Here is a 26,514-nt window from a genome sequence, read left to right as displayed (position 1 = left end):
TTTCCGGTTCCCCGAGCCTTGTAGAGAGTGGGGATTATTTTTATTACTGCCTGACTGCGGGCGGTATTTTCCGCCCGGCAAAAAAAGTGGGCAACGCTGGCCCGAATACGGTGCTATTTTTTCTTCACTGGCCGCTGCCAGTCTGTTTTCAGGTTCTGATCTTTACGGTTATACACCAGCCCTTCTGCGATGACATCCTTCATCACCGTGGTACCTGCGGCAATGGTCGCGCCATCGGCAACCGATACCGGTGCCACCAGCTGGGTATCCGATCCAATGAAGACGTTATCGCCAATCACCGTCAGCGATTTATTGACGCCATCGTAGTTACAGGTGATGGTGCCGGCCCCAATATTGACGTTCGCGCCAATTTTCGCATCCCCCAGATAGCTGAGGTGTCCGGCCTTCGAACCTTTACCCAGCGAGGCCTTTTTCATTTCCACGAAATTGCCTACGTGCGCTCCCTCCGCCAGCTGGCTGCCGGGCCGCAGACGGGCGAAAGGTCCAACGGTGCAGGCGGCGGACAGCTCCGCTTCTTCAATCACGCTGTAGGGGCTGATTTCGCAGTCGTCATGAAGGGTGCAGTTTTTCAGTATACAGCCACTGCCGATTTTCACGCGGTTTCCCAGGGTGACTTTACCTTCAATAATCACGTTGGTATCAATGAGCACGTCGCGGCCGTGGATGAGTTCGCCTCTCAGATCGAAGCGTGACGGATCCGTGAGCATTACCCCTGCCAGAAGCAGCTTCTCAGCCTGTTCGGCCTGCCAGACCCGCTCCAGGGTTGCCAGCTGCAAACGGTTGTTAACGCCTTCGGTTTCGGTAGCCCGTGAAGGATGCACCGCCGCTATCGTGCGTCCTTCACGGTGGGCGAGGGCGATGATATCGGTAATGTAGTATTCACCCTGGGCGTTATTATTGGTCAGCTTGCCTAGCCAGCGCTTCAGGTCGGCACCGTTCGCCAGCAGGATGCCGGTATTGATTTCATTAATGGCCAGCTGCTGCGCTGAGGCATCTTTCTGCTCGACGATACCTACCACCGAGCCCTCTTCACGAATGATGCGCCCATAGCCCGCTGGGTTATCCAGCACTACCGTCAGCAGGGCAATTCCCCCCTCAGGCTTCGCGGCCTGCAGGCGTTGCAGGGTGCCGACCGAGATCAGCGGCACGTCGCCGTAGAGCATCAAAATATCTTCATCATCGGTAAAGTGCAGCGCGGCCTGCTGCATCGCATGGCCGGTTCCGAGCTGCTCCGCCTGCAATACCCAGTTCAGCGCGGGGTCGGTCAGCGTGGACTGTAAGCGCTCACCGCCGTGACCATATACCAGGTGAATATGGGCGGCGCCAAGCTGGTTGGCGGCATCAATAACGTGCTGCACCATGGGTTTTCCAGCCAGCGGGTGCAATACCTTGGGCAGGTCTGAATACATGCGAGTACCTTTGCCAGCGGCAAGGATCACCACGCTCATTGAACTGTTAGACATAGAAATTCCGATCGTTCCGTTAATGAACTGAAGTAAAGCGCTTTAGCCGTGAGTTTACTACATTTTTCTCGGTCCGAAATTAGACGTATCTGTAGGGGTTTACTGATTTGGCCAACTGAACAGAGGCGATATGCTCACCTCAGAACACACAGGTGCATCAATGAAAAGAAGGCGTTTTAATCCCGGATGTAAACGTGAATCCGCTCAGTGGTGAGTTTATACACGATGTCTCAGCTTTCTTTGTGCTGCAATATCCCGTAGTGATAGTGAGCTTTCACCGCTTTCCAGCCCGGCAATAACAGCCTGGCGAACAACTTCATCGTTTGTTTCCTGTTGCTCCAGCAATCGCAGAGCAGAGCGCATAACTTCACTCGCAGAGCCGTAACGGCCACTGTCTATTAATCGACTGATAAACGAATCGAGTTGGCCACCAATCGTAACGCTTGTTGTTCTGCCCATAACGAGTCCTGTGTGAACTATTAACGCAATGACAGGAATACCCGCTCATGGTTTCAACGAATACACCCTAACGGATTTTTGCCCCTTTCTGCCAGACCGGGTTTTTAGCTTACTTTTAGCGATAAAGTAGGTAAGGGCGAAAAAAAGGATCTCAAGCAGATCCTTTAAATGGTCGTCAGTTCTGTTATCCCCGTGGCTCTGTCCAGCGCACGGAAAAATACCCGTCATTGATGCCTTCAGCACGCTGCACATCATGCACAAACCACGCATAAAGCACCGATGCGTCCACGCACCATTTGATCGGCGGAGTTTTTCCATCGTGTCCAGCAACACCGCATTCCAGAAAATATTCAGCACGAACACGGGCGGGCATAAGGATATTGTCCAGATAAAGCTGAGGGGGATAGTGGTACTCCTGAGTCAGCAAAATATGGGCCGCATTCGCAACATCAGACAGCCAGCCCCAGTGTTTTTTCAGGATATGGATTTCTTCAGCGACCTCATCCGACGCCTGCCTGGCCTGCGGGGTCATGCCCGCAAAACCCATCAATGCACCGGGAGACAACCGAATGCCCGACTGAATAGTCTCCAGCCGCCGCAGCTCGCTCTTGTATTCGTAAAACTGTCGTCCCAGCCACTCAAAATAACCGTCAAGATGCCGGTTCATCGCCCGGTAACTCAGCTCAGTGGCATTAACCGCGCTCTGGTACGATTTCACCCACTGCTCAGCCGACTGACTTTCCACGCTGTCTTGCATGCTAAAATAGGCAGCGACCACCGGGTCAGAATCATCTAAGGTTTTCAGGTCAGGAAACGGTACGGTGGCCTTCATGGCCTCAGTGTACATTTTCCGCAGCGACACCCGGCACAGCTCCGCGCTCGGCTTTTGTACATCCGGTTTCAGTCCGCCCCCGATATCCTCACTGCACCCCGGCATCAGCAATTCCTGATGTTCAACACCGTCCCGCCCGGTGCGGTACACGCACCGCCAGCGCCGCCGCTCATGGGCCGCCACCAGATGCAGCGATTTTTTGACGGCCGCCGGTAACGGTGACTGATGGTCGAGAAACTTCCGTCCGAACAGCGAAATGATCTGCCCCGCCATTTCAGCGCGTTTTTCCGGCACCCATTCCAGGACACTGCTCGCATAGTCCAGCCCGTTATCACTGCTCATCGGCGTATCCCGCGAGCAGTCAAACAGCCCGGCAAACACGATATCCACCGGAACGCCGCGAAAGGCGGGTTTATCCCCCGTATTCCTGTCGCATGTTTCACCCAACAACATATCGATAAATTCCCGCGCCAGCGTGCCCCCCATGTCAAACCCAAACACCGACACGGAAATCAGTCGGACAGGAACATCACCGCCTTTTACCGCCTCCTCAAAGGATCGCTCAAAACGCGCTTTCGCGCTGTTAAGACGCGTATCTGCGCCGGTCACCATGCTGTAGGCCATCACCTCACTGTCGCGTAACCACGGCGTGGCTTCGATACCCGCCCGGATCACCCCTTTCAGGGTGGCATCCCTCAGCATCTTTAGCTGGCCCTTGGGCGTCAGCAGTTTCTTTTTCATCTCATCGCGGACGTCATGATTGCTGGCGCCGCCCAGTTTTGCCTTGACGATATCTTTCAGTGCATCGGCGGGCTGAGCTTTCTCACTCTCCAGTACCGACCTGCCGGTCCCGTCCATCACCTGCTGAAGTGCTTCCCTCTCTCTTTCGAGAAAGGGTGTGCCCAGACCGGATATGTAGTATTTTTGATGGGATGTAGTCGACGTGTCTTTGTCCGGTGTCGGATATGCTCTGAACAGCCGGGCAACATTGCTCAGCCGGTTCGCCGACGCATCCTGCTCGATATTGCGTCCCACGCCGTCAAAGAAAAATCCGATATGCAGTATTCGTGAGCAGTTACCGAGCCGGTAGTCACAGGATTGCTGCGCCCGGTGCGCGGCCGCGATAATCGCATCCAAATCCATTTCCATAGCTATTCTCCTTTAAGAAGCTCCGAGGGGGTATAGTTCGGGCTACGCGGGTCGTAGGGCGAGAACGCGTTATCACTCCATCCCAGCAGCACCTTATCTCCCGGTAAAAAGTAAACGTGCAGGTCGTTTTCACCCCGCTGACGCGCCGGCAGCGGCATAATGACCTTATGGACCTCTTGCCGTAATCCGCCGTTATACTGCGCCCTGGTATAAGTAACGGTCCAGATCACCTCGGCAGTCTTTCCGCGGATACTGCCGCAGCAGGTTGCAGCCCCATTCTCGCCGGCATACTTATTATTGGGGTCAAAAGCTCCTGCGTTCCCCCCTGCCATGCCGTTTACGCTGAAGCCCAGAATAGGCCTATCGATTTTACTGTGAATAATCAGCGTCACGCCGCCCATCGGGGGGGCCCAGAACATCACCCACACTATCCATCCGAGCAGAAACACCACCGGCAGCGACAGCACGCCCCAGATCCACACTTTACGCCGGGCATAAAACCGGATGACTGCCCCATCAACCTGCTCAAGCCTGTCAAAAAATCCCATGATTACCGCCTGTTATCCATTCAGACCTGCATTATAACGGCGCAGAAATAACCACACAGGGGTTACACGCCGGAAACCTAAATTTTTCCGCGACCAGTAACGGCGGGGCTGTCACATAACCCGTACTTTATTTAAAGTAATGCAAATCAGGCTGTCGGTAGTCACAGGATTGCTGCGCCCGGTGCGCGGCCGCGATAATCGCATCCAAATCCATTTCCATAGCTATTTTCCTTTAAGAAGCTCCGAGGGGGTATAGTTCGGGCTACGCGGATCGTAGGGCGAGAACGCGTTATCACTCCACCCCAGCAGCACCTTATCTCCCGGTAAAAAGTAAACGTGCAGGTCGTTTTCACCCCGCTGACGCTCAGGTAATGGCATCACCAGCCGCCGCTGCTCAGGCCGCATCCCTGCATCGTACTGTGGCCCTGTGACGCTGAGCGTCCAGATCACTTCAGCTGTTTTTCCACGGACACTCCCGCAGCAGGTTGTTGCCCCGTTTTCCCCCGCATACTTATTATTGGGGTCAAAAGCTCCTGCGTTCCCCCCTGCCATGCCGTTCACGCTGAAGCCCAGAATAGGCCGATCAATCCGCGTGTGAATAATCAGCGTCACGCCGCCCATCGGGGGAGCCCAGAACATCACCCACACTATCCACCCGAGCAGAAACACCACCGGCAGCGACAGCACGCCCCAGATCCACACTTTACGCCGGGTATAAAACCGGGTGACTGCCCCATCAACCTGCTCAAGCCTGTCAAAAAATCCCATAATTACCGCCTGTTATCCATTCAGACCGGCATTATAACGGCGCAGAAATAACCACACAGGGGTTACACGCCGGAAACCTAAATTTTTCCGCGACCAGTAACGGCGGGGCTGTCACATAACCCGTACTTTATTTAAAGTAATGCAAATCAGGCTGTCGGTAGTCACAGGATTGCTGCGCCCGGTGCGCGGCTGCGATAATCGCATCCAAATCCATTTCCATAGCTATTCTCCTTTAAGAAGCTCCGAGGGGGTATAGTTCGGGCTACGCGGGTCGTAGGGCGAGAACGCGTTATCACTCCATCCCAGCAGCACCTTATCTCCCGGTAAAAAGTAAACGTGCAGGTCGTTTTCACCCCGCTTACGCTCAGGTAATGGCATCACCAGCCGCCGCTGCTCAGGCCGCATCCCTGCATCGTACTGTGGCCCGGTGACATCCAGCGTCCAAATCACCTCGGCGGTTTTTCCACGGACACTCCCGCAGCAGGTTGTTGCCCCGTTTTCCCCCGCATACTTATTATTGGGGTCAAAAGCTCCTGCGTTCCCCCCTGCCATGCCGTTCACGCTGAAGCCCAGAATAGGCCGATCAATCCGCGTGTGAATAATCAGCGTCACGCCGCCCATCGGGGGAGCCCAGAACATCACCCACACTATCCACCCGAGCAGAAACACCACCGGCAGCGACAGCACGCCCCAGATCCACACTTTACGCCGGGTATAAAACCGGGTGACTGCCCCATCAACCTGCTCAAGCCTGTCAAAAAATCCCATGATTACCGCCTGTTATCCATTCAGACCTGCATTATAACGGCGCAGAAATAACCACACAGGGGTTACACGCCGGAAACCTAAATTTTTCCGCGACCAGTAACGGCGGGGCTGTCACATAACCCGTACTTTATTTAAAGTAATGCAAATCAGGCTGTCGGTAGTCACAGGATTGCTGCGCCCGGTGCGCGGCTGCGATAATCGCATCCAAATCCATTTCCATAGCTATTCTCCTTTAAGAAGCTCCGAGGGGGTATAGTTCGGGCTACGCGGGTCGTAGGGCGAGAACGCGTTATCACTCCATCCCAGCAGCACCTTATCTCCCGGTAAAAAGTAAACGTGCAGGTCGTTTTCACCCCGCTTACGCTCAGGTAATGGCATCACCAGCCGCCGCTGCTCAGGCCGCATCCCCGCCTCGTACTGTGGCCCTGTGACGCTGAGCGTCCAGATCACTTCAGCTGTTTTTCCACGGACACTGCCGCAACAGGTTGTTTTACCATTCTCGCCGGCATACTTATTATTGGGGTCAAAAGCTCCTGCATTCCCCCCTGCCATGCCGTTTACGCTGAAGCCCAGAATGGGCCGATCAATCCGCGTGTGAATAATCAGCGTCACGCCGCCCATCGGGGGGGCCCAGAACATCACCCACACTATCCATCCGAGCAGAAACACCACCGGCAGCGACAGCACGCCCCAGACCCACACTTTACGCCGGGCATAAAACCGGGTGACTGCCCCATCAACCTGCTCGAGCCTGTCAAAAAATCCCATAATTACCGCCTGTTATCCATTCAGACCGGCATTATAACAGCGCAGGAATAACCACATAATAAAAATGGCATTGAACATAACACCCGTAAAACGCACTCAGGGCGATTTTACGCCATAAGCCGCTAGCCCAAAACCCGTCAGAAACGCGCTGATAGGTTTTTAAGGGGGTGCATGACTATGCAAAGAAGATTGAAATGGAAACTTTAGGCAAAAAAAAGGCCGGTGAGAGGTTAATCTCGCCGGCCTTTTTCACCCACTGATATTACATCGCTTTTTTGGTTAACTCGATCACGCGCAGTTTGGCGATCGCTTTAGCCAGTTCAGCCGACGCGGTAGCAAAGTCCACATCACCGTGAGAGCTGTTCATATGCTCTTCGGCTTTGCGTTTCGCTTCAAGCGCGCGGGCTTCATCGAGATCGGTACCGCGAATCGCCGTATCAGCCAGCACGGTGACCGCGCCAGGCTGAACTTCAAGCAGGCCGCCGGAGAGATAAATATACTCTTCGTCGCCCTTCTCCTTCACGATGCGAATCATACCAGGTTTAATGGCGGTCAGCAGCGGGGCGTGACCAGGGAAGATCCCCAGTTCACCTTCGCTACCTGACACCTGAATCTTCTGCACAGTGCCGGTGAACATCTGCTGCTCTGCACTGACAACGTCCAGGTGATAAGTCATAGCCATAGTCAATAACCTCCCGCGAAACCGTTATTACAGTTTCTTCGCTTTTTCCACGGCTTCTTCGATGGAACCTACCATGTAGAAAGCCTGCTCTGGCATATGGTCGAATTCACCTTCCATGATGCCTTTAAAGCCACGGATGGTATCTTTCAGCGACACATACTTGCCTGGAGAACCGGTGAAGACTTCTGCCACGAAGAACGGCTGAGACAGGAAGCGCTGCATTTTACGAGAGCGTGCAACCACCAGCTTGTCTTCTTCTGACAGCTCGTCCATCCCGAGGATGGCGATGATGTCTTTCAGTTCCTGATAACGCTGCAGCAGAGACTGAACGCCACGCGCGGTATCATAGTGTTCCTGACCCACAACCAGCGGATCCAGCTGACGGCTGGTAGAATCCAGTGGGTCAACCGCCGGGTAGATACCCAGTGACGCGATCTGACGGCTCAGTACCACGGTTGCATCTAAGTGAGCAAAGGTGGTGGCTGGCGATGGGTCAGTCAGGTCATCCGCGGGGACGTATACGGCCTGCACGGAGGTGATTGAACCGGTTTTGGTTGAGGTGATGCGCTCCTGCAGAACACCCATCTCTTCCGCCAGCGTTGGCTGGTAGCCTACCGCTGAAGGCATACGACCCAGCAGTGCTGATACTTCAGTACCGGCCAGGGTGTAACGGTAGATGTTATCAATGAACAGCAGAACGTCACGACCTTCGTCACGGAACTTCTCAGCCATGGTCAGGCCGGTCAGCGCAACGCGCAGGCGGTTTCCTGGTGGCTCGTTCATCTGGCCATAGACCAGGGACACTTTGTCGATAACGTTTGAATCGGTCATTTCGTGGTAGAAGTCGTTACCCTCACGAGTACGCTCGCCCACGCCGGCAAAGACGGAGAAACCTGAGTGCTCAGCCGCAATGTTACGGATAAGCTCCATCATGTTTACGGTTTTACCCACACCCGCACCACCGAACAGACCGACTTTACCGCCCTTAGCGAACGGACACATCAGGTCGATAACCTTGATACCGGTTTCCAGCAGCTCCTGCGAGTTGGACTGGTCTTCGTATGAAGGTGCTTCGCGGTGAATTGACCAACGCTCTTCTTCGCCGATGTCGCCTTTCATATCGATTGGCTCACCCAGCACGTTCATGATACGGCCAAGCGTTGCAACGCCTACCGGCACCTGAATAGGGTGCTGGAGGTCTGCCACTTCCAGACCGCGCTTCAGGCCGTCTGAAGTACCCATGGCGATAGTACGAACCACGCCACCACCCAGCTGCTGCTGAACTTCCAGCACCAGACGAGCATCACCATTTTGCACCTCAAGCGCGCTGTACACCTGTGGTACTGCGTCCTGAGGGAACTCGACGTCCACCACGGCGCCGATAACCTGGACAATCTTTCCAGTAGCCATCTTGAATCCTCTACCTAATTCGTTTATACCCCGCAGCCTGATACCGCTGCAGGGTATACCTGGTTAAACCGCGGAGGCCCCACCGACAATCTCGGTAAGTTCCTGGGTGATGCTGGCCTGACGAGCCTTGTTGTATACCAACTGCAGCTCTTTAATCAGGTTTCCGCCGTTGTCGGTGGCCGCTTTCATTGCCACCATACGTGCGGCCTGTTCACTGGCCAGGTTCTCTACAACACCCTGGTAAACCTGAGACTCGACGTAGCGGCGCAGTAATGTGTCCAGCAGCGCTTTCGGATCCGGCTCGTACAGATAATCCCAGGTACTTTTCTTCACCACGCCTTCGCTATTGTCTGCTGGCGGTAACGGCAGCAGCTGAACGATTTGTGGAGACTGGGACATGGTGTTGATAAATTTGTTGCTGACGATGAACAACTTGTCCAGACGACCTTCATCATAGGCTTGCAGCATCACTTTCACTGGGCCAATCAGGTCAGAAAGGGAAGGTTTATCGCCCATGCCGGTGACCTGAGCAACCACGTTGCCACCCGCAGATCTGAAGAATGACAAACCTTTAGAACCGATAATCGCCAGATCGCTCTCAACGCCTTTATCGGACCAGGCTTTCATATCAGCCAGTAATCTTTTGAACAGGTTAATGTTCAAACCACCACAAAGCCCGCGGTCGGTAGACACGACCAGATAGCCGACGCGCTTAACGTCACGCTCATCCAGGTATGGGTGCTTGTATTCCAGATTACCTAACGCAATGTGACCAATCACTTTGCGCATGGTTTCTGCATAAGGACGGCTGGCCGCCATACGTTCCTGCGATTTACGCATTTTGGAGGCGGCGACCATTTCCATCGCTTTGGTGATCTTCTGCGTGTTCTGCACGCTTCCGATCTTACTACGTATCTCTTTTGCGCCGGCCATAAGCTTCTCCTCAAAGCCTTGCGGCTTGTCCGTTAAGGAACAAGCCGCCAGACATTACCAGGACTGGGTTTTCTTGAACGTCTCGAGGAGGCCTTTCAGCTTCTCTTCGATTTCGCCGTTGTAGTTACCCGCCTGGTTGATTTCAGCCATCAGCTCAGCGTGATCGCGATCGGCGAACGCCAGCAGTGACGCTTCGAAGCTACCGATTTTCGCCAGTTCGACGTCATTCAGGAAGCCACGCTCGGCGGCAAACAGCACCAGACCCTGCTGCGCTACGGACATCGGCGCATACTGTTTCTGTTTCAGCAGCTCGGTCACTTTCTGACCGTGGCTCAGCTGTTTGCGGGTTGCTTCGTCCAGATCGGAAGCGAACTGAGAGAACGCTGCCAGTTCACGATACTGTGCCAGCGCGGTACGAATACCACCGGACAGTTTCTTGATGATCTTGGTCTGAGCAGCACCGCCCACACGAGATACCGAAATACCTGGGTTAACAGCCGGACGAATACCGGAGTTAAACAGGTTAGTTTCCAGGAAGATCTGACCATCGGTAATCGAGATTACGTTGGTTGGAACGAACGCAGAAACGTCACCCGCCTGGGTTTCGATAATTGGTAGCGCAGTCAGGGAGCCGGTTTTACCTTTCACTTCACCGTTAGTAAAACGCTCAACATAGTCGGCGCTTACGCGGGAAGCACGCTCCAGAAGACGGGAGTGGAGGTAGAACACGTCGCCAGGGAAGGCTTCACGGCCCGGTGGACGACGCAGCAGCAGAGAAACCTGACGGTACGCGACGGCCTGTTTGGACAGATCGTCATAAACGATCAGCGCATCTTCACCGCGGTCACGGAAGTATTCGCCCATGGCGCAACCGGCGTAAGGTGCCAGATACTGCAGCGCGGCAGACTCAGAAGCAGTCGCCACTACCACGATGGTGTTAGCCAGCGCGTTATGCTCTTCCAGCTTACGTACCACGTTAGCGATGGTAGACGCTTTCTGACCGATAGCGACGTACACGCACTTGATGCCGGAATCGCGCTGGTTGATGATCGCATCAATCGCCATCGCGGTTTTACCGGTCTGACGGTCGCCGATGATCAGCTCACGCTGGCCACGACCGATTGGAATCATCGCATCGACTGACTTGTAGCCGGTCTGTACAGGCTGGTCAACCGACTGCCTGTCGATAACGCCAGGTGCAATCACTTCGATTGGCGAGAAGCCATCGTTGTCGATCGCGCCTTTACCGTCGATTGGTGCACCCAGGGTGTTTACCACGCGGCCTAACAGACCACGACCCACCGGGACTTCAAGAATACGGCCAGTACACTTAACTTTCATGCCTTCGGCAAGGTCAGCGTAAGGGCCCATGACCACTGCACCTACGGAGTCGCGCTCCAGGTTCAGTGCGATTGCATAACGGTTGCCCGGCAGTGCGATCATCTCACCCTGCATAACATCGGCCAGGCCGTTTATGCGGATGATACCGTCACTAACGGTAACAATAGTACCTTCATTGTGAGCTTCGCTCACTACATTGAACTGAGCAATGCGCTGCTTGATCAGTTCGCTGATTTCGGTGGAATTCAGTTGCATATGCTCCAGTCCCCTTAAGACTGCAAGGCGTCTGAAAGACGCTCAAGACGGCCGCGTACGCTGCCATCGATGACCATATCACCCGCACGGATGATTACGCCCGCCATTACAGACTTATCAATTTTGCAATTCAGCTTAACTTTGCGTGACAAACGTTTTTCCATAGCGGCGCTGATGTTGGTCAGCTGTTCGTCACTCAATGTCATGGATGAGATTACCTCAACGTCTGCGGTCGCATCATGTGCGGCACGTAGCTGGATAAACTGAGCCAGTACATCGGGAAGCGCAGGTAAACGTTTGTTTTCAGCCATGACCTTAATCAGGTTCTGACCGGCTTCGTCCAGCTGTGAGCCGCAGATAGCGATGAACTGTGCAGACAACGATTCCGGCGCAAGCGCGCCGGAGAGAAGTTCTGCTACCTGTTCATTGCTGGCTACCTCGGTAGCGAACGCCAGCATCTGCTGCCAACCATCGACACTTTGATGCTCAACAGCATAGTCAAAAGCTGCTTTGGCGTAGGGGCGAGCTACAGTAGTAAATTCAGACATCAGCCCCTCCCTCCTTACAGTTCAGCGACCAGTTTATCAACGATGTCGCTGTTAGCAGCTTCATCCACGGAACGTTCAATGATTTTCTCGGCACCGGCTACTGCCAGCATCGCGACTTGCCTGCGCAACTCTTCACGTGCACGTTTGCGTTCGGCGTCAATTTCAGCCTGCGCCTGGGTGACGATCTTGTTACGTTCCTGCTCAGCCTCAGCTTTGACTTCGTCCAGGATCTGCGAACGACGCTTATTAGCCTGTTCGATGATTACCTGAGCTTCTTCTTTCGCTTTCTTCAGCTGGTCGGTCGCATTAGCCTGCGCGAGATCCAAATCTTTTTTGGCACGTTCAGCGGAAGCAAGGCCTTCGGCAACTTCTTTCTGGCGCTTTTCGATAGCAGCCATCAGCGGCGGCCATACGTACTTCATGCAGAACAGGACAAACAGGATAAACGCGATGGCCTGGCCGAGGATTGTTGCGTTAATGTTCACAGCACAATGCCTCTTGTTAAGTTAACTTTCTTCTACCCTTTTCGTTCAAGCTGTAGCTGCGTTAGCGGTCCTTTCTCACTCCAGTCACTGACTTAAGTAAGCGCCTGGAGGTTCACCGGGTAGCTGCCTTGCTACAACTTGACGTCTTTGGGTATCAGTAGAGCAATCTGTTAAACCCACTCATCAAGGGCCAGGCCCTGTGATGAGTACTCGGTTACTTCGCGACGGCGAACATCACGTACAGACCCAGACCAACAGCGATCATCGGGATTGCATCCACCAGACCCATTACAACAAAGAACTGCGTACGCAGCAGAGGGATTAGATCCGGTTGGCGCGCGGCGCCTTCCAGGAATTTGCCTCCGAGGATGCCGATACCGATCGCAGCACCGATTGCCGCTAAGCCCATCATCACAGCGGCAGCCATGTACAGCAGATCCATATTCAGGTTTTCCATGACAGTCTCCAGTTTGTTTCAGTTAAAACGCAGTAGTGTTAAGAAAAGTATCAATGTTCTTCAGATGCCATCGACAGATAGACAATCGTTAAGACCATGAAAATGAAAGCCTGCAACGAGATGATCAGGATGTGGAAAATGGCCCAGGGCACATTCAGAATCCACTGTGACCACCACGGCAACAGACCGGCAATCAGGATAAAAATCAATTCACCCGCATACATGTTGCCGAACAGTCGCAGACCGAGAGAAACCGGTTTGGACAGCAGGCTCACACCTTCAAGGATCAGGTTGATCGGAATGAAAATGGGGTGATTGAAGGGTTGCAGAGTCAGCTCTTTGGTAAAGCCCCCAATGCCTTTCATCTTGATGCTGTAGAACAGAATCAAAATAAATACGCCAAGCGCCATAGAGAGCGTGATGTTCACGTCTGCAGAAGGCACCACACGCAGCGCTGGCAGCCCAAGAACATGCTCGCCAATCCAGGGCAGCAGATCGATAGGCAGCAGGTCCATGAAGTTCATCAGGAAGACCCAGACGAAAATCGTTAATGCCAGCGGAGCGATAAGTTTACTTTTACCGTGGTACATGTCACGGACGTTGGCGTCGACAAAGCCTATAACCAGCTCAATCGCGGCCTGCATTTTTCCCGGTACGCCGCTGGTGGCTGACTTCGCCACTTTGCGAAACAGCACCAGGAAAATAATCCCCAGTGCCACAGAGAAAAACATGGAGTCGATATTCAATACCCAGAACGTCGCCGGTGCGTCGTGTGGATTCACTAGCTCGAAGGTACGCAGGTCAAGCTGAAGGTTATTCAGATGATGACCTATGTATTCCTGCGGCGTAGAGATTTCTCCTGCAGCCATGATGCCTCTTACCCTTTGTTGTTAATTACAGCCGGTGCGACGATTTGCACAATCACCACCGATAACCAGGCCAGTCCGAGCGGCATAAAGACCGCCCCAAACACCGCCAGCGCCACGACCAGCAGGAGAATGGTTGAGAGAACCTTCAGCACTTCACCTAATGCGAAGCTCCAGGCCACTCGCCCCTTGACGGGATCGCCTGCCCGATGGCGCCAGGCAAAAATCATAAACACTACGTTCGGCAGCCAGGCTGCCAGCCCACCAAAAAGCGCGGACAAGCCCCATGTCAGATCTTTCAGGGCAAACAGCGCACCGATTATGACAAAGGTCACCAGCTGAAGAAGCAGCACGGTTCGGGCAAATTTTACTCTGTAAAGGGACACTGACATGACGCTGAAACTCTCCTGCCCCATCCGGGGTATGTCGCGTGTCGTATAAAACTGCCTTTGCTCTTTTGAGTCAAGCAGCAAAAAACGTGCAAATTATACGGTGCGCCCCTGCGATTTCAATGGATAAGTAGCGAAAAGGTGAACAATTATTTAAATTTCTTTCCAGAGGCCCATTTTAGTAATCTGCGCAGATCGTCATTTCGGTGTAAATTCTTCACCTTCAGGTCGCAATAGTGGTTATAAAGCGTGCGTGAGATCACATATCAGCAATTAACTGCCGCTAAATCAGGCAGGAATAATCCTGGTTTTGGGCATACAAAAATATAAATAACATTACATTTCAACCAACTGGCAAAATTCACGTTAACAAAGGCCGTTATTTGGGTTGCTTTGTGTTTAATACAAGGTTGTGCCACGCAGGATTTGTACGGAATCCATTGCTCTTGTGGACTTATAAAAGGAATATATTTACATCCGTGACTATCGCGTTAAGCATTCCCCCTACTCAACGTGATATTCATGATAATGAGATGTGAAATTAACGTTAAATGTAACAAAGTAATTCACAGCACTAAAGTGCTCCGTTTTAACCTGGATGAAACAATTCACCGAATAAAAAAGTGATAAAGAAAAGCACTCAAGAGCCGTTTTTTCAAACAGCGTCTTTCAGATCGGTTCTATCACGACTGGATGTCCTGCCCCTGTAGTCACTCAATGTAACTAAATTTGAGTGATATAAAGCACTTAGTGTTTGTAAGGCTACTCGGCATCCAGGCTATTATTGAGGGTTATGTAGCGCAAAATCTTTGCCGCAGGGGCGGCAAAAATGCGCAAATAAGCGACGATTATGGGTGCTTCTCTGACCCGGTCACCATAATTAAATGACGTTCACCCTCAAGCTGGGGCACCGTGAGTTTTACTACCTTCCTAAGAGTAAACCCTTCAGGTAATGCGGCGATTTCGTCCTGCGGAACGGTGCCTTTCAGGGCGTAAAACAGGCCATTTTCGCCCGGCAGATGGTGGCACCAGGTCAGCATATCATTCATAGAGGCGAAGGCCCGGCTGATCACGCCATCAAACGGCGGCTCGGCAGGGAAATCTTCAACCCGGCTTTGCACCGGCGTAATATTGTCGAGCTTAAGCTCATGCTGCACCTGCTTAAGGAAGCGTATACGCTTACCCAGGCTGTCTAACAGGGTGAAGTGCGCATCGGGACGGACAATCGCCAGCGGTACGCCTGGCAGCCCCGGCCCGGTGCCGACGTCGATAAATCGCTGACCCTGCAAATGCGGTTCAACCACGATGCTGTCCATAATATGCCGTACCAGCATCTCCTGCGGATCGCGAACCGACGTCAGGTTATAGGCCTTATTCCAGCGGTTAAGCATCTCAACATAGTCCACCAGCTGTTGCTTCTGCCGATCGGAAAGGAAGATGTTGGCCGCGCTGAGCAGCGAAGAAAGTTTGTTTATCACGAAAGGGCCCAAAATAGGCGGGCGAACGCGTCGCCCTGGTTTATTACGACAAAAACAGGCGGACGGAAGCAGGTTCCGTCCGGTGAATCAGGCGCTTTTGCGCAGTAATCCCTGTTTTTTCAGGTAGATCAGCAGAATGGATATCGCCGCTGGGGTGATCCCCGAGATGCGCGTGGCCTGACCGATGGATCCCGGCTTGTGATCGTTCAGCTTGGCGATCACCTCGTTTGAAAGGCCACTTACCTGCTGGTAGTCCAGCCCGGCTGGCAGCGCGGTATTTTCATTTCGCAGCTGGCGATCGATCTCCTCCTGCTGACGGGCGATATAGCCTTCATACTTGACCTGGATTTCAACCTGATCGGCTGCCTGGTCGTCGTCCAGCGCGGGCGCAAAGGTGCTCAGGGTCATTAGCTGCGCGTAGGTCATTTCCGGGCGGCGCAGCAGATCTTCGCCGCTAGCCTCTTTGGTCAGAGCCGCACTCAGTACGCCGTTCACTTCCTCAACGCAGGCCGACGCCGGATGAACCCAGATATCACGCAGGCGCTGGCGCTCTTTCTCGATGCTTTCCAGCTTCTGATTGAAACGCGCCCAGCGGGCATCGTCGACCAGACCCAGCTCGCGGCCCGCTTCGGTCAGACGCAGATCCGCGTTGTCTTCACGCAGCATCAGACGATACTCCGCGCGTGAGGTGAACATACGGTAGGGTTCTTTCGTTCCCAGGGTGCAGAGGTCGTCCACCAGTACGCCCAGGTAAGCCTGATCGCGACGGGGAGCCCAGCTCTCTTTATCCGCAGAGAAGCGTCCGGCGTTCAGACCGGCCAGCAGGCCCTGAGCTGCCGCTTCTTCATAACCGGTGGTGCCGTTAATCTGGCCGGCAAAGAACAGGCCATGAATAAATTTGCTTTCCAGCGACGGTTTCAAATCGCGGGGATCGAAGAAGTCATACTCAATCGCATAGCCCGGGCGCACGATCTTCGCGTTTTCCAGCCCCTGCATGGAGCGGACGATCTGCATCTGCACGTCAAACGGCAGGCTGGTAGAGATACCGTTGGGGTAAATCTCATTGCTGGTCAGTCCTTCCGGCTCCAGGAAGATCTGGTGCGCATTGCGATCGGCGAAGCGCATCACCTTATCTTCAATGGAAGGGCAGTAGCGTGGTCCAATCCCTTCGATCACCCCTGAGTACATCGGGCTGCGATCCAGGTTATTACGGATGACGTCATGCGTTTTTTCGTTGGTATAGGTGATGTAGCAGGGCACCTGCTGAGGATGCTGTGACGCATTCCCCATAAACGAAAATACCGGCATGGGCGTATCACCGTGCTGCGCTGCCAGCACGCTGAAATCAATAGTTCTGGCATCAATGCGTGGAGGCGTACCGGTTTTAAGACGGCTAACGCGCAGGGGAAGCTCACGCAACCGGCGCGCCAGAGGGATCGAAGGCGGATCGCCAGCACGACCGCCGCTGTAGTTATCCAGCCCGATATGGATCTTGCCATCCAGGAAGGTGCCTACGGTCAGTACCACCGCTTTTGCGCGGAACTTCAGGCCCATCTGGGTCACAGCACCGACGACGCGATCGTTCTCCACGATCAGATCGTCAACCGCCTGCTGGAAGATCATCAGGTTTGGCTGATTCTCCAGAGCGGTTCGTACTGCCTGACGGTAAAGCACGCGGTCGGCCTGGGCACGGGTTGCCCGTACCGCCGGCCCTTTGCTGGCGTTTAGTATCCTAAACTGGATACCAGCCTGGTCGATCGCATGGGCCATCAGACCGCCAAGGGCGTCCACTTCCTTCACCAGATGTCCTTTCCCGATGCCACCGATCGCCGGATTGCAGGACATTTGTCCAAGCGTATCAATGTTATGGGTTAATAACAGGGTTTGCTGACCCATTCGGGCAGCCGCCATAGCGGCTTCGGTGCCCGCATGACCACCACCGATTACGATGACGTCAAAAGGATCTGGATAGAACATGGTACTGGACCTCGCGGTTGTGCGATTGAGTGATTGCTGTCTGGGGTGAGGATTCTACTCAACTTTAGGCGATGGCGAAAGCGCATGGCCTGACAGGTAATTAAAAAGAAGATCTTTTTATTTAGAGATCTCTTTATTAGATCTTCTATTAGGATCGACGATCTCTGTGGATAAGCCTTTTTTACCCATAGCGATCAGGGATTTATGCACGATCCTTTGCTGTGAACGATCGGTGATCCTGCGGCGTATAAGCTGGGATCTAAATGCCATGTTATGCACAGGCTCCGGCAAGGTGCCAGGTTGTTACTGGGATAATAACCGGTTATTACCGTGAAATGAGCATAGTTATCCACAGCTGACCGCCAGTTAATTGAGCAAAAACGGGCATAATTTACAAAACTTCCCGCGTTTTTTGCCTAAACGTCGATCGAAAATGTTGATCGACGGTCAGGATCGTTAGCCGATCAGCGTTTTCCAGCCGGTTAACCAGGCTTCTGCGGGATCTTCGGGGATCTCATGTTCCTGTACATCTATATCCAGACGATCGCCCAGCCGTTTTGCCCCACAGTCGGTCAGTAACTGGTCCATTTTTTCGATGGCACCGCAGAACAGATCGTATTCACGGTTGCCGATACCAATGGCGCCATAGCGAACCGCACTGAGATCCGGCTTCTTCTCTGTGAGTTCATCAAACAGCGGCTGAAGATTGTCCGGGAGATCGCCCGCGCCATGGGTCGAACTGATCACCAGCCAGATTCCGGACAGGGCAAGCTCATCCAGCTCGGGGCCGTGGAGAATTTCGGTTGTAATACCCTCTTCTTCCAGCTTCTCAGCCAGATGCTCAGCGACATATTCTGCGCTGCCTAAGGTACTTCCGGTGATTAAGGTAACATCAGCCATAACGGGATCCCTGTATCGCAAAGGCGAACATTGTACGCTGTGATCAACGTGGGATCTACCTGTGGATAATTGGGGTTATTACGCTGTTGTGTCTGGGGTGATCCGCGCCACGCAGCGGCCTGTCAGGACAGGCCCGGCACGCAGGCAATTGTGGACAGTTTAGTACACAGCTTAGGGGGTAATGGTACGCATGATGGGGTTTTGCAGAGAGATAAGCGTTTCCGTGGACTGAATTTCATCAATGGTCTGGATCTTGTTGATCAGCACCTGCTGGAGGGCATCAATGGAGCGACACATCACCTTGATAAAGATGCTGTAGTGCCCGGTGGTGTAGTAGGCCTCAACCACCTCATCCAGCATATCAAGCTTTGCCAGCGCGGACGGATAGTCTCTGGCGCTTTTCAGGATGATGCCGATAAAGCAGCAGACATCATAACCCAGGTGTTTGGGGTCGATTTCCACCCGCGTCCCTTTGATGATCCCCGCCTGTTTCATTTTCTCAACGCGAACGTGGATCGTGCCCGGACTGACGGCAAACTGCTTGGCCAGCTCGGCATAGGCCGTGCGGGCGTTGGCCATCAGGGCCGTGAGGATCCCACGATCCAGGTTATCAATTTGTAGGTTTTCAGCCACGCAGGCTCCGTTATTCATCATGATAAAGACGGGTGCCGGGCGGCACCCGTTACAGGGATTAGCGCTTACGCCATACCGTTAGCTGCGCAACGGTATGCTGATATTTACGCGCCGTCTCGCGGATAACAAAAGGCACATCCTGTGGGGCGGCGATCTCTTCGAAATCGGCGGCCAGCAGCCGCGAAAGCGCCTGATAGGTCGTTAATGCCTCACCGTTCTCACGGATGCCCCCCAGCCAGTTCTCTTTCGGTGTGAAGCTCTCCAGCCACGTATAGGGGGAGGAGATCATCAGCACGCCGCCCTGCCGTAGCGTCTGCGTAATATCATGCAGAAAGCGGGCGGGCTGGCGCAAGCGATCGATAAGGTTTGAGGCCAGCACCAGGTCGTAGCGGTCCGGCTGCGGCTTCAGGTTACAGGCGTCGCCCTGCACAAAGTGGACACGCCCGGCTTGTTCCCCATCCAGGCCGGACTCGCTGAGGTTAACCTGGCGCAGAGCGACCAAATCCCCTTCCTCCTGAATGGCGTAGCGGAACGTCTCACCGCGTGCCAGCTGCAGCGCCACGTCGATAAAGCGCGCCGAGTAGTCCATGCCCGTTACGCTATCAAAGTGGCGGGCAAGTTCAAAGCTGGCGCGACCGGTGGCGCAGCCGATATCCAGCGCGCTGCCGCGCCTGTCAGTCAGGCGACAGGCGATATCGACCAGCGTTTTACTGTAGTTCTCCGTGCCGAAACAGGCCGGACCGTACTGAAAATCCAGATACTGAGAGACCATGCCGTCGGTTTCGTAAGGGTTAACCACGTCTTTCTCCTGATGCGTGGAGACGACGTAACGGAAACCCGCATGCTGGAAAAAGTGGCGGCGGAAAGCATAGCGGGCGGACTTAAGCGCCTCGTTGCCGGTGGAGATCCAGCTGCCGCCCTTGATCAGGGCATGCTTGCCATCAAAGGTGGGGGTGGAGAAATCATCATAAAGCGGATGCACCTTAAAGCCGTCCAGGCCGTTGATCGGCGTGGTGGTCCACTGCCAGACGTTCCCTAACAGATCGTAGAAATTCCCCTGAGGAAAACGGTCGACCGGACAGGATGATGCCCACCAGGCAAGGTTGATATTGCCCGGTGCCTCCACCCAGTCAGGCTGGTCGCCGGGTACGCTTTCGCGCAGCAGCAGCCATTCGGCCTCGCTGGGAAGCTGGACGGGCAGACCGGTTTTCTCCGCTTTCCAGCGGCAGAAGGCGGCAGCCTCCAGCTGGTTGACTTCTGCCGGCCAGTCCCACGGCATCGCCACCTCTTCGGTCATCAGGCGCAGGGTAAGGCTCCCGGGCTGGTCGGGCGATCCCCGCCAGAAGGTGGGCATAGAGGCGCGGGCAAAATCCCGCCAGCCGGAACCCTCTTCGTCCCACCAGCGGTTATCCTGATAGCCGCCGTCGGCGACGAATTCAAAATACTCGGCATTGCTGGTGAGCATCTGGCTGGCTTTGAACGGGGCGAGGTCGCTGACCAGACGGCCATATTCATTGTCCCAGCCGTAGGTCTCATCGGTTTTTCCCTGCACAACCTGCCCACCCGCGACGTCCAGCAGGCGGTTTTGTGGCACGTCGGCGCGCTGTTGGCGTGCATCCGGGCAGATCGGCCAGTTTGACTGCGGTTTTACCTCCCCAATGGGTAGCTGGCGGATCAGTACGCTGGAGGTTTCCAGGTGGATGCGCTCGTGCTCAATCCCCATCAGGATAATCCACGCCGGGCTGTCCCAGCCTATCGGCAGCGTGAGCGGCATCTCGTTAATCAGGTTTTCAACCAGCGTGCGGACCCGGTTGCGATAGTCGCGCAGCCCCGAGACGGACGGCCACTGATAGTGGCCCGTGTCCAGGTCATCCCAGCTCATCTCATCGACGCCGATCGCCATCATTGCTTCGATCTGCTCGTCAACGCGGCTGTCGATCAGGCCACCCGCCATCAGCTTATTGATATAGAAGGTGGCGGTATGACCGAAATAGAAGATCAGCGGGTGCCGCAGCGTGATGGCACGGGTGTAGTAAGCCTGTTCGTTAGCCAGGCACTCAAACAGGCTCTCATACAGCGTCCAGGTCTGCGTAAAGTAAGTGAGAAGTTCCTGACGTTTCTGTTCAGCGCTGCCGCCGTTTAGCAGTAGCGTACGGGTGGGGGCGGGTAATGCCGAAATCATCTCTGGCTGGTGTAATGCCACATTAAGCTCCTGGTGCGCCGGTTGGCTAAAGCGAAGCTATGACTATAGCAAATAAGCAGTGCCACATTTTATCTGAGCAAGGGTTAGCGCCCCCAGCGCCTCAGCAGGCGGCTTTTCAGCCCGGTGTCGAAGCGCCAGATATGGTCGAAGATACGCATGATGCCCGGTTTTCCATGATCGGACAGCGCAACGGCGTGAAACCGCTGTTGCTGCTGCCGCTGGTGGTGGCGGATGCGTTTGACCAGCTCTTCCGGCAGGCGCTGAGCGATGAAATCAGAGATAATCACCGCATCGGCATCGATCCATAAAGGGGTCGCCAGCCGGATAAGTACCTCGTCAAGACAGGCGGTGAGATCCGTCCCGCCGCGAAAGCGCTGGCTGAGAAAGCGGATTGCCTGGGCAATCCCGTCTGCGGCGGTCAGCTCATAGCTCACCACTTCGTGGGCAAAAAGCATGATATAGCAGCGGCGGTTATCGGCGAGGGCCACCTTAAGAAGCGCCAGACAGAAAGCCTTGGCGCAGCGCTCGTTAAAGCCGCCCATGGAGCCGGAGGTATCTACGCAGACGATAAAAGGCCCTCTGGGCTGCTCGTCGTGATGCTGGTGGCTGGCCGGTCGCTGGGTCACTTTACCATGCCAGGTTTCACCCTGTAGCCGGTAGGTCAGCAGGCGCTTTTCCACCAGCCGACGGTAAAACTCCATTTCAATTTCACTGATGCCAAGCGTCGCCAGCTCCGGCGGCAGCAGCCTGAGAATATCATCGCTCTGGTGCAGCCCGTTTACCTCCTCCGGTACGCTTTCTGGCTCTCTGACCCACTGGTGAAACGCCTCGGGAGGGGCATCCTGCGTCGGCACCGATTTGGCATCACGGCTGCGGCCCAGCTGTTCTGCCAGCCTGAGCAGCATCGGCTGCCCGGCCAGAAAGTCGCCGTAGTCGACGATCAGCTGATAGTCGCCGCGCTGGAGGGGGGCGCGGGTCAGATCCCACAGGCGACCCGCCGCCGCTTCGTCGCTATCTGACAGCACCGGGGCGAGCTGACCACTCATAGCCATGCGCTGCTGTAGCTCCGCCATCAGCCGCTCCCGCTCCTGCTCAAGGACCTGCTGGTTCAGCGTCAGGGTTTGCAGCGTCAGGCTCAGTCGCCAGCGCTGAATAAACAGCTGGTGCTGAGGCGAGCTCAGGGCATAGCCCGCTCCGGCGTTATCCACCAGCGCCTGGGCTTTTTCACTAAAAGGGGAGTGATGTTCTGTCAGATAGTGCAGCAGATCGGGCAGCTGCCGGCAGAAATCGGCATGGCTGAGGCTCTGAACGTGCTGAAAGCGGGTAAACTCTTCGGCCAGATCGTCCGGCACGGTACTGTTTTTAAGCTGTTCAAGGATTTCTGCCTTTCTGCGGGGTAAATCCTGTAGCAGCGCCTTTTTCAGCCCGGGAAAGGCTTCGAAAAACAGCACCAGCTGCGGGCTGGCCATCAGTGCGACCAGCAGATCCTCAATCAGATCGTTTCCGTTGATGGAAAAGAACAGGCTCAGGGTGTCGAGCGAGATCACCGGCGCGCCTGCTTCAGACCGTCGGCAACCTGCTGCAGGCTCTCTTCGATACGGGCCAGCCAGTCATCGCTGATAAACAGACAGCGGTGATGCTGGCTGAAGCGCGTTCTCTGCATGCGCAGCTCGGTTTCCAGATCGTCCAGCGCCTGGGTGATCTCTTCCGGCAGGCCGCTGGGTCGGTCTTTGCAGGGCAGCATTAAACGCGATACCTGTAGGCTGACGTCGCGCAGGGTCAGGCAGTCGTTAGCCTCAATGTGCAGATCCAGCGTCTGGGCAAACCCGATGCCGTTAAGCTTGCCGCGCACGTCGCCGCCCTTGAGCAGCCAGTTGTGCAGCGTTTCACGGGCGATAACAACGTGGGTGACCTGCATATCATGCAGCATCAGCGGTTTTTGCAGCATCAGCGTCAGGGTGTCTTCCGCCAGGCTGGCAGGCAGTTCGTAATGGGGCTTACGGCTAAACATGCCGCCGTGTTTTTCCAGCCGGATAGCCTGCTCAATGCTCTTTTCCTGCTGTAACGCCAGACGGCGCGACTCTATTTGCTGTAGCTTAAAGAGCATGGACTGCTGCTGCCAGGCCTGCTGAACGATCAGATTGTCTATCTCACGGTCAAGAAGTTTCATTGAGGCAACGTCGTGCCACAGGCAGTCTTTCAGAAGAATGAGATCGACGGGGGCAATGCTCTGCCGTCCGCTGTAAAAGGCACTGGCCTGCAACAGATGAAGCGCTTTTTTCCAGCGGCGATCGGAAATATAGGGTGCTTCGGGCTGCTTCTCCAGCTGCTGTCGCAGCTGAAAAATCAGTTCAAATATCTCATCGGGCAGCGAAACCTCGGTAATGCCCTTTTGCCACGCGATGTACTCTTCATCGCTGATGCAGAGACTCTCTGCCACCGGATTGCTGTTTTCGTCCTGCTGGTGGGTCAGCATGCTGCGGAAGTTCTGCTTTTCATGAACGTTGTCCAGCCACAGCCGGATAAGCATACGGTCGTATAGCGCTTCCAGGCCGCTGTCGGCTTCAGGGAGTTCGTTTGAGGCGGTCACCAGCAGGCGCATCGGGATCTTTTCTTCGCAGTCGCCGTTGCGAAAGCGTCGTTCATTGATGGCGGTCAGAAGCGTATTGAGGATCGCCGGGCCAGCTTTCCAAATCTCATCAAGAAAGACGATTTCGGCATCGGGCAGATAGCCCTTAGTTAAGCGCTGATAGCGGCCTTCATCTTTCAGCGCCTGGATGGAGAGTGGACCAAAAACCTCTTCCGGCGTGGAGAAGCGGGTCATCAGATACTCAAACGCGCGCGAGTGCTGAAACGCATATTTCAGACGGCGGGCAATCAGGCTCTTGGCGATGCCGGGCGGCCCAAGCAGAAACACGCTCTCGCCGCACAGCGCTGCCAGCAGGCAGAGGCGAATGGCATGGTGCCGCTCATAAAGTCCTTTTTCTAACGCATTACTAAGGCGGCCAATCCTTTCGGCGAGGAGATGGGGCTGAGGCATCAAACATTTATCCTTTTCTACGGTCTTGCCAGCACGGTGACTGGCGAGCGCATACACTACTGGCTATGATGCTTGAAAGAGTTGATACGCGTCAGCTTTTTTCTTTTCAAAGGGTGACCCAGGCCATTGAAGTGACGTCCTGTTGCGTAATTAAGGTAGGCATTCATGATGAATCATGCATACTGTGCGCTTTTTGATGGCCAGATAAGCGGCGCAAGATTGAGCGACCCTCGGCCCCAACAAAAGATGACTCTATGAGTTCTGAAAAGAAGCAGTCCCTGAGTGCCGTCACCCTGGCGGCAATAGGCGTGGTGTATGGCGATATCGGCACCAGCCCCCTGTATACCCTGCGTGAATGCCTTTCCGGCCAGTTTGGCTTTGGGGTGGAACGCGATGCGGTGTTTGGCTTTCTCTCTCTGATTTTCTGGCTGCTGGTGCTGGTGGTGTCGCTGAAATATATCAGCTACGTGATGCGGGCCGATAACGCGGGCGAAGGGGGGATCCTGACCCTGATGTCGCTGGCGGGCCGCAATACCGGGTCGAAAGCCACGGCGATACTGGTGATCATGGGACTGATCGGCGGCAGCTTCTTCTACGGTGAGGTGGTGATTACCCCGGCGGTATCGGTGCTGTCTGCCATTGAAGGGCTGGAAATCGCTGCGCCAAATCTGGACACCTGGATTGTACCGATGGCCATTGCCGTCCTGACCCTGCTTTTTGTCATTCAGAAACACGGCACCGGTATGGTCGGCAAACTCTTTGCCCCGGTGATGCTGGTGTGGTTCCTGGTACTGGCGGTAATTGGCGCGCTCAGTATCAAGGAAAACCCGGACGTGCTCCACGCTCTGAACCCTTACTGGGCAGTGCACTTTTTTATGGAGTACAAAACGGTCTCCTTCTTTGCGCTGGGTGCCGTCGTGCTGGCCATCACCGGCGTGGAAGCGCTGTACGCGGATATGGGCCATTTCGGCAAGCTGCCGATCCGACTGGCCTGGTTCGTGGTGGTGTTGCCGTCGCTGGTGCTCAACTACTTTGGTCAGGGCGCGCTGCTGCTCAAACATCCTGAGGCGATCAAGAACCCGTTTTTCCTGCTGGCACCCGACTGGGCGCTCTATCCGATGCTGGTGCTGGCAACGCTGGCGACCGTTATCGCCTCTCAGGCGGTGATTTCCGGCGTCTTCTCCCTGACCCGGCAGGCCGTGCGGCTGGGCTATCTGCCGCCGATGCGTATCGTGCATACCTCAGAAGAGGAGTCCGGCCAGATCTACATCCCGGTGATTAACTGGATCCTCTATTTTGCGGTCGTGATTGTCATTCTCGGCTTCCAGCACTCAAGCAACCTTGCGGCGGCCTACGGTATTGCCGTGACCGGCACCATGGTGCTGACCGCCATACTCTGTTCCGTGGTGGCGATTAAGAACTGGCACTGGAACCGCTATCTGGTGCTGACGCTGCTGGTGGGTATGTTGTGCATCGACGTGTCGCTGTTTTCCGCAAACCTGATCAAAGTGTTCTCCGGCGGCTGGCTGCCGCTGTGCCTGGCGCTGGTGATGTTTATTGTGATGACAACGTGGAAAAGCGAGCGCTTCCGCCTGCTGCGGCGTATGCACGAGCACGGTAACTCCCTTGAGGCGATGATTACCTCGCTGGAAAAATCCCCACCGGTACGCGTGCCGGGTACCGCCGTTTATATGTCGCGTGCGCTGAACGTCATTCCCTTTGCTATGTTGCATAATCTCAAGCATAACAAGGTGTTGCACGAGCGGGTGGTGCTGCTGACGATGCGAAATGTCGATGCGCCCTACGTGCATAACGTGAAGCGCGTAACGATCGAACAGCTTTCTCCCACCTTCTGGCGCGTGGTGGCCAGCTACGGCTGGCGTGAAACGCCCAATGTGGAAGAGATTTTTCACCGCTGCGGCCTTGAGGGGCTGAGTTGCAGAATGATGGAGACGTCGTTCTTTATGTCGCATGAGTCGCTGATTATTGGCAAGCGGCCCTGGTATCTGCGGCTGCGCGGCAAGCTGTTTCTGGCGCTACAGAGGAATGCGCTGCGCGCGCCCGACCAGTTTGAGATCCCGCCCAACCGGGTTATTGAACTGGGTACCCAGGTCGAGATCTGATAACAGAGGGGACGGGCA

At 54.9% G+C, this 26,514-nt stretch carries 24 protein-coding genes; 1 reads left to right on the top strand and 23 read right to left on the bottom strand.

Annotated elements, in window-relative coordinates:
• Positions 1-113: 113 nt before the first annotated feature.
• The 23 genes from glmU to ravA all read right to left on the bottom strand — a co-directional run bounded on the left by glmU (position 114) and on the right by ravA (position 24,373).
• Entirely contained in the window at positions 114-1,484 is a 1,371-nt protein-coding gene (gene glmU, locus AC4PCC_RS22125; protein ID WP_492125956.1) for a bifunctional UDP-N-acetylglucosamine diphosphorylase/glucosamine-1-phosphate N-acetyltransferase GlmU, read from the bottom strand.
• A 216-nt stretch (positions 1,485-1,700) separates the two neighbouring features.
• The gene (locus tag AC4PCC_RS22120) at positions 1,701-1,943 is read right to left on the bottom strand and encodes a type II toxin-antitoxin system ParD family antitoxin (RefSeq protein WP_492125955.1); all 243 of its coding nucleotides are present in this window, start codon (positions 1,941-1,943) and stop codon (positions 1,701-1,703) included.
• Positions 1,944-2,127: 184 nt separating this feature from the next.
• Positions 2,128-3,924 (bottom strand): T6SS phospholipase effector Tle1-like catalytic domain-containing protein, encoded by a 1,797-nt coding sequence (locus AC4PCC_RS22115; RefSeq protein WP_492125954.1) that lies wholly within the window; start codon positions 3,922-3,924, stop codon positions 2,128-2,130.
• Positions 3,925-3,926: 2 nt separating this feature from the next.
• On the bottom strand, positions 3,927-4,472 hold the full coding sequence (locus AC4PCC_RS22110; RefSeq protein WP_492125953.1) for a DUF3304 domain-containing protein: 546 nt from the start codon (positions 4,470-4,472) through the stop codon (positions 3,927-3,929).
• A 222-nt stretch (positions 4,473-4,694) separates the two neighbouring features.
• On the bottom strand, positions 4,695-5,240 hold the full coding sequence (locus AC4PCC_RS22105) for a DUF3304 domain-containing protein (protein ID WP_492125952.1): 546 nt from the start codon (positions 5,238-5,240) through the stop codon (positions 4,695-4,697).
• 222 nt (positions 5,241-5,462) lie between these two features.
• Positions 5,463-6,008 carry a DUF3304 domain-containing protein gene (locus AC4PCC_RS22100; protein WP_492125951.1) on the bottom strand — a complete coding sequence of 182 codons (546 nt, stop codon included), beginning with the start codon at positions 6,006-6,008 and terminating at the stop codon, positions 5,463-5,465.
• Between the two features lie 222 nt (positions 6,009-6,230).
• Positions 6,231-6,776 (bottom strand): DUF3304 domain-containing protein, encoded by a 546-nt coding sequence (locus AC4PCC_RS22095; protein WP_492125950.1) that lies wholly within the window; start codon positions 6,774-6,776, stop codon positions 6,231-6,233.
• Between the two features lie 262 nt (positions 6,777-7,038).
• Positions 7,039-7,458, bottom strand: a complete 420-nt coding sequence (locus tag AC4PCC_RS22090; RefSeq protein WP_067700613.1) for a F0F1 ATP synthase subunit epsilon — start codon at positions 7,456-7,458, stop codon at positions 7,039-7,041.
• A gap of 27 nt (positions 7,459-7,485) precedes the next feature.
• Entirely contained in the window at positions 7,486-8,868 is a 1,383-nt protein-coding gene (gene atpD / locus AC4PCC_RS22085) for a F0F1 ATP synthase subunit beta (RefSeq protein WP_067700615.1), read from the bottom strand.
• 63 nt (positions 8,869-8,931) lie between these two features.
• Positions 8,932-9,801, bottom strand: coding sequence for a F0F1 ATP synthase subunit gamma (atpG, locus tag AC4PCC_RS22080; RefSeq protein WP_067700618.1), 870 nt, complete (start codon positions 9,799-9,801; stop codon positions 8,932-8,934).
• A gap of 54 nt (positions 9,802-9,855) precedes the next feature.
• Complete coding sequence (gene atpA / locus AC4PCC_RS22075) at positions 9,856-11,397, bottom strand: F0F1 ATP synthase subunit alpha (protein WP_067700622.1); 1,542 nt, start codon at positions 11,395-11,397, stop codon at positions 9,856-9,858.
• A gap of 14 nt (positions 11,398-11,411) precedes the next feature.
• Positions 11,412-11,945, bottom strand: coding sequence for a F0F1 ATP synthase subunit delta (atpH, locus tag AC4PCC_RS22070; RefSeq protein WP_067700625.1), 534 nt, complete (start codon positions 11,943-11,945; stop codon positions 11,412-11,414).
• A 14-nt stretch (positions 11,946-11,959) separates the two neighbouring features.
• Positions 11,960-12,430, bottom strand: coding sequence for a F0F1 ATP synthase subunit B (atpF, locus tag AC4PCC_RS22065; RefSeq protein WP_067700628.1), 471 nt, complete (start codon positions 12,428-12,430; stop codon positions 11,960-11,962).
• 214 nt (positions 12,431-12,644) lie between these two features.
• Complete coding sequence (gene atpE / locus AC4PCC_RS22060; protein ID WP_012443146.1) at positions 12,645-12,887, bottom strand: F0F1 ATP synthase subunit C; 243 nt, start codon at positions 12,885-12,887, stop codon at positions 12,645-12,647.
• A 50-nt stretch (positions 12,888-12,937) separates the two neighbouring features.
• Positions 12,938-13,756: a F0F1 ATP synthase subunit A gene (gene atpB / locus AC4PCC_RS22055; protein WP_067700631.1), complete on the bottom strand. Its 819-nt coding sequence runs from the start codon at positions 13,754-13,756 to the stop codon at positions 12,938-12,940.
• Between the two features lie 8 nt (positions 13,757-13,764).
• Positions 13,765-14,145 carry a F0F1 ATP synthase subunit I gene (gene atpI / locus AC4PCC_RS22050; protein WP_067700634.1) on the bottom strand — a complete coding sequence of 127 codons (381 nt, stop codon included), beginning with the start codon at positions 14,143-14,145 and terminating at the stop codon, positions 13,765-13,767.
• 845 nt (positions 14,146-14,990) lie between these two features.
• On the bottom strand, positions 14,991-15,620 hold the full coding sequence (gene rsmG, locus AC4PCC_RS22045) for a 16S rRNA (guanine(527)-N(7))-methyltransferase RsmG (protein WP_492125949.1): 630 nt from the start codon (positions 15,618-15,620) through the stop codon (positions 14,991-14,993).
• Between the two features lie 87 nt (positions 15,621-15,707).
• Entirely contained in the window at positions 15,708-17,597 is a 1,890-nt protein-coding gene (gene mnmG, locus AC4PCC_RS22040) for a tRNA uridine-5-carboxymethylaminomethyl(34) synthesis enzyme MnmG (RefSeq protein ID WP_492125948.1), read from the bottom strand.
• Positions 17,598-18,053: 456 nt separating this feature from the next.
• Positions 18,054-18,497: an FMN-binding protein MioC gene (gene mioC / locus AC4PCC_RS22035; protein ID WP_492125947.1), complete on the bottom strand. Its 444-nt coding sequence runs from the start codon at positions 18,495-18,497 to the stop codon at positions 18,054-18,056.
• A gap of 171 nt (positions 18,498-18,668) precedes the next feature.
• Positions 18,669-19,148 carry a transcriptional regulator AsnC gene (gene asnC / locus AC4PCC_RS22030; protein ID WP_197473277.1) on the bottom strand — a complete coding sequence of 160 codons (480 nt, stop codon included), beginning with the start codon at positions 19,146-19,148 and terminating at the stop codon, positions 18,669-18,671.
• Between the two features lie 40 nt (positions 19,149-19,188).
• The gene (ovoA, locus tag AC4PCC_RS22025; RefSeq protein ID WP_492127595.1) at positions 19,189-21,312 is read right to left on the bottom strand and encodes a 5-histidylcysteine sulfoxide synthase; all 2,124 of its coding nucleotides are present in this window, start codon (positions 21,310-21,312) and stop codon (positions 19,189-19,191) included.
• A gap of 104 nt (positions 21,313-21,416) precedes the next feature.
• Positions 21,417-22,880 carry an ATPase RavA stimulator ViaA gene (gene viaA, locus AC4PCC_RS22020; RefSeq protein WP_492125946.1) on the bottom strand — a complete coding sequence of 488 codons (1,464 nt, stop codon included), beginning with the start codon at positions 22,878-22,880 and terminating at the stop codon, positions 21,417-21,419.
• On the bottom strand, positions 22,877-24,373 hold the full coding sequence (gene ravA, locus AC4PCC_RS22015) for an ATPase RavA (RefSeq protein WP_492125945.1): 1,497 nt from the start codon (positions 24,371-24,373) through the stop codon (positions 22,877-22,879). Before ravA ends, viaA begins: the two co-directional genes overlap by 4 nt.
• Before the next feature lie 254 nt (positions 24,374-24,627).
• Between ravA and kup the strand changes: the two genes are divergently transcribed.
• Positions 24,628-26,496, top strand: a complete 1,869-nt coding sequence (gene kup, locus AC4PCC_RS22010) for a low affinity potassium transporter Kup (protein ID WP_067700655.1) — start codon at positions 24,628-24,630, stop codon at positions 26,494-26,496.
• Positions 26,497-26,514 lie beyond the last annotated feature (18 nt).

The organism is Erwinia sp. L03-1 (assembly GCF_058686115.1).
This window is presented reverse-complemented; position numbering and strand designations above follow the sequence as displayed.

Excerpts from the sequence above, each read along its gene's own strand:
- glmU (WP_492125956.1), bottom strand. The coding sequence starts at position 1,484 with ATGTCTAACAGTTCAATGAGCGTGGTGATCCTTGCCGCTGGCAAAGGT.
- AC4PCC_RS22120 (WP_492125955.1), bottom strand. The coding sequence starts at position 1,943 with ATGGGCAGAACAACAAGCGTTACGATTGGTGGCCAACTCGATTCGTTT.
- AC4PCC_RS22115 (WP_492125954.1), bottom strand. The coding sequence starts at position 3,924 with ATGGAAATGGATTTGGATGCGATTATCGCGGCCGCGCACCGGGCGCAG.
- AC4PCC_RS22110 (WP_492125953.1), bottom strand. The coding sequence starts at position 4,472 with ATGGGATTTTTTGACAGGCTTGAGCAGGTTGATGGGGCAGTCATCCGG.
- AC4PCC_RS22105 (WP_492125952.1), bottom strand. The coding sequence starts at position 5,240 with ATGGGATTTTTTGACAGGCTTGAGCAGGTTGATGGGGCAGTCACCCGG.
- AC4PCC_RS22100 (WP_492125951.1), bottom strand. The coding sequence starts at position 6,008 with ATGGGATTTTTTGACAGGCTTGAGCAGGTTGATGGGGCAGTCACCCGG.
- AC4PCC_RS22095 (WP_492125950.1), bottom strand. The coding sequence starts at position 6,776 with ATGGGATTTTTTGACAGGCTCGAGCAGGTTGATGGGGCAGTCACCCGG.
- AC4PCC_RS22090 (WP_067700613.1), bottom strand. The coding sequence starts at position 7,458 with ATGGCTATGACTTATCACCTGGACGTTGTCAGTGCAGAGCAGCAGATG.
- atpD (WP_067700615.1), bottom strand. The coding sequence starts at position 8,868 with ATGGCTACTGGAAAGATTGTCCAGGTTATCGGCGCCGTGGTGGACGTC.
- atpG (WP_067700618.1), bottom strand. The coding sequence starts at position 9,801 with ATGGCCGGCGCAAAAGAGATACGTAGTAAGATCGGAAGCGTGCAGAAC.
- atpA (WP_067700622.1), bottom strand. The coding sequence starts at position 11,397 with ATGCAACTGAATTCCACCGAAATCAGCGAACTGATCAAGCAGCGCATT.
- atpH (WP_067700625.1), bottom strand. The coding sequence starts at position 11,945 with ATGTCTGAATTTACTACTGTAGCTCGCCCCTACGCCAAAGCAGCTTTT.
- atpE (WP_012443146.1), bottom strand. The coding sequence starts at position 12,887 with ATGGAAAACCTGAATATGGATCTGCTGTACATGGCTGCCGCTGTGATG.
- atpB (WP_067700631.1), bottom strand. The coding sequence starts at position 13,756 with ATGGCTGCAGGAGAAATCTCTACGCCGCAGGAATACATAGGTCATCAT.
- atpI (WP_067700634.1), bottom strand. The coding sequence starts at position 14,145 with ATGTCAGTGTCCCTTTACAGAGTAAAATTTGCCCGAACCGTGCTGCTT.
- mnmG (WP_492125948.1), bottom strand. The coding sequence starts at position 17,597 with ATGTTCTATCCAGATCCTTTTGACGTCATCGTAATCGGTGGTGGTCAT.
- mioC (WP_492125947.1), bottom strand. The coding sequence starts at position 18,497 with ATGGCTGATGTTACCTTAATCACCGGAAGTACCTTAGGCAGCGCAGAA.
- asnC (WP_197473277.1), bottom strand. The coding sequence starts at position 19,148 with ATGAATAACGGAGCCTGCGTGGCTGAAAACCTACAAATTGATAACCTG.
- ovoA (WP_492127595.1), bottom strand. The coding sequence starts at position 21,312 with ATGATTTCGGCATTACCCGCCCCCACCCGTACGCTACTGCTAAACGGC.
- ravA (WP_492125945.1), bottom strand. The coding sequence starts at position 24,373 with ATGCCTCAGCCCCATCTCCTCGCCGAAAGGATTGGCCGCCTTAGTAAT.
- kup (WP_067700655.1), top strand. The coding sequence starts at position 24,628 with ATGAGTTCTGAAAAGAAGCAGTCCCTGAGTGCCGTCACCCTGGCGGCA.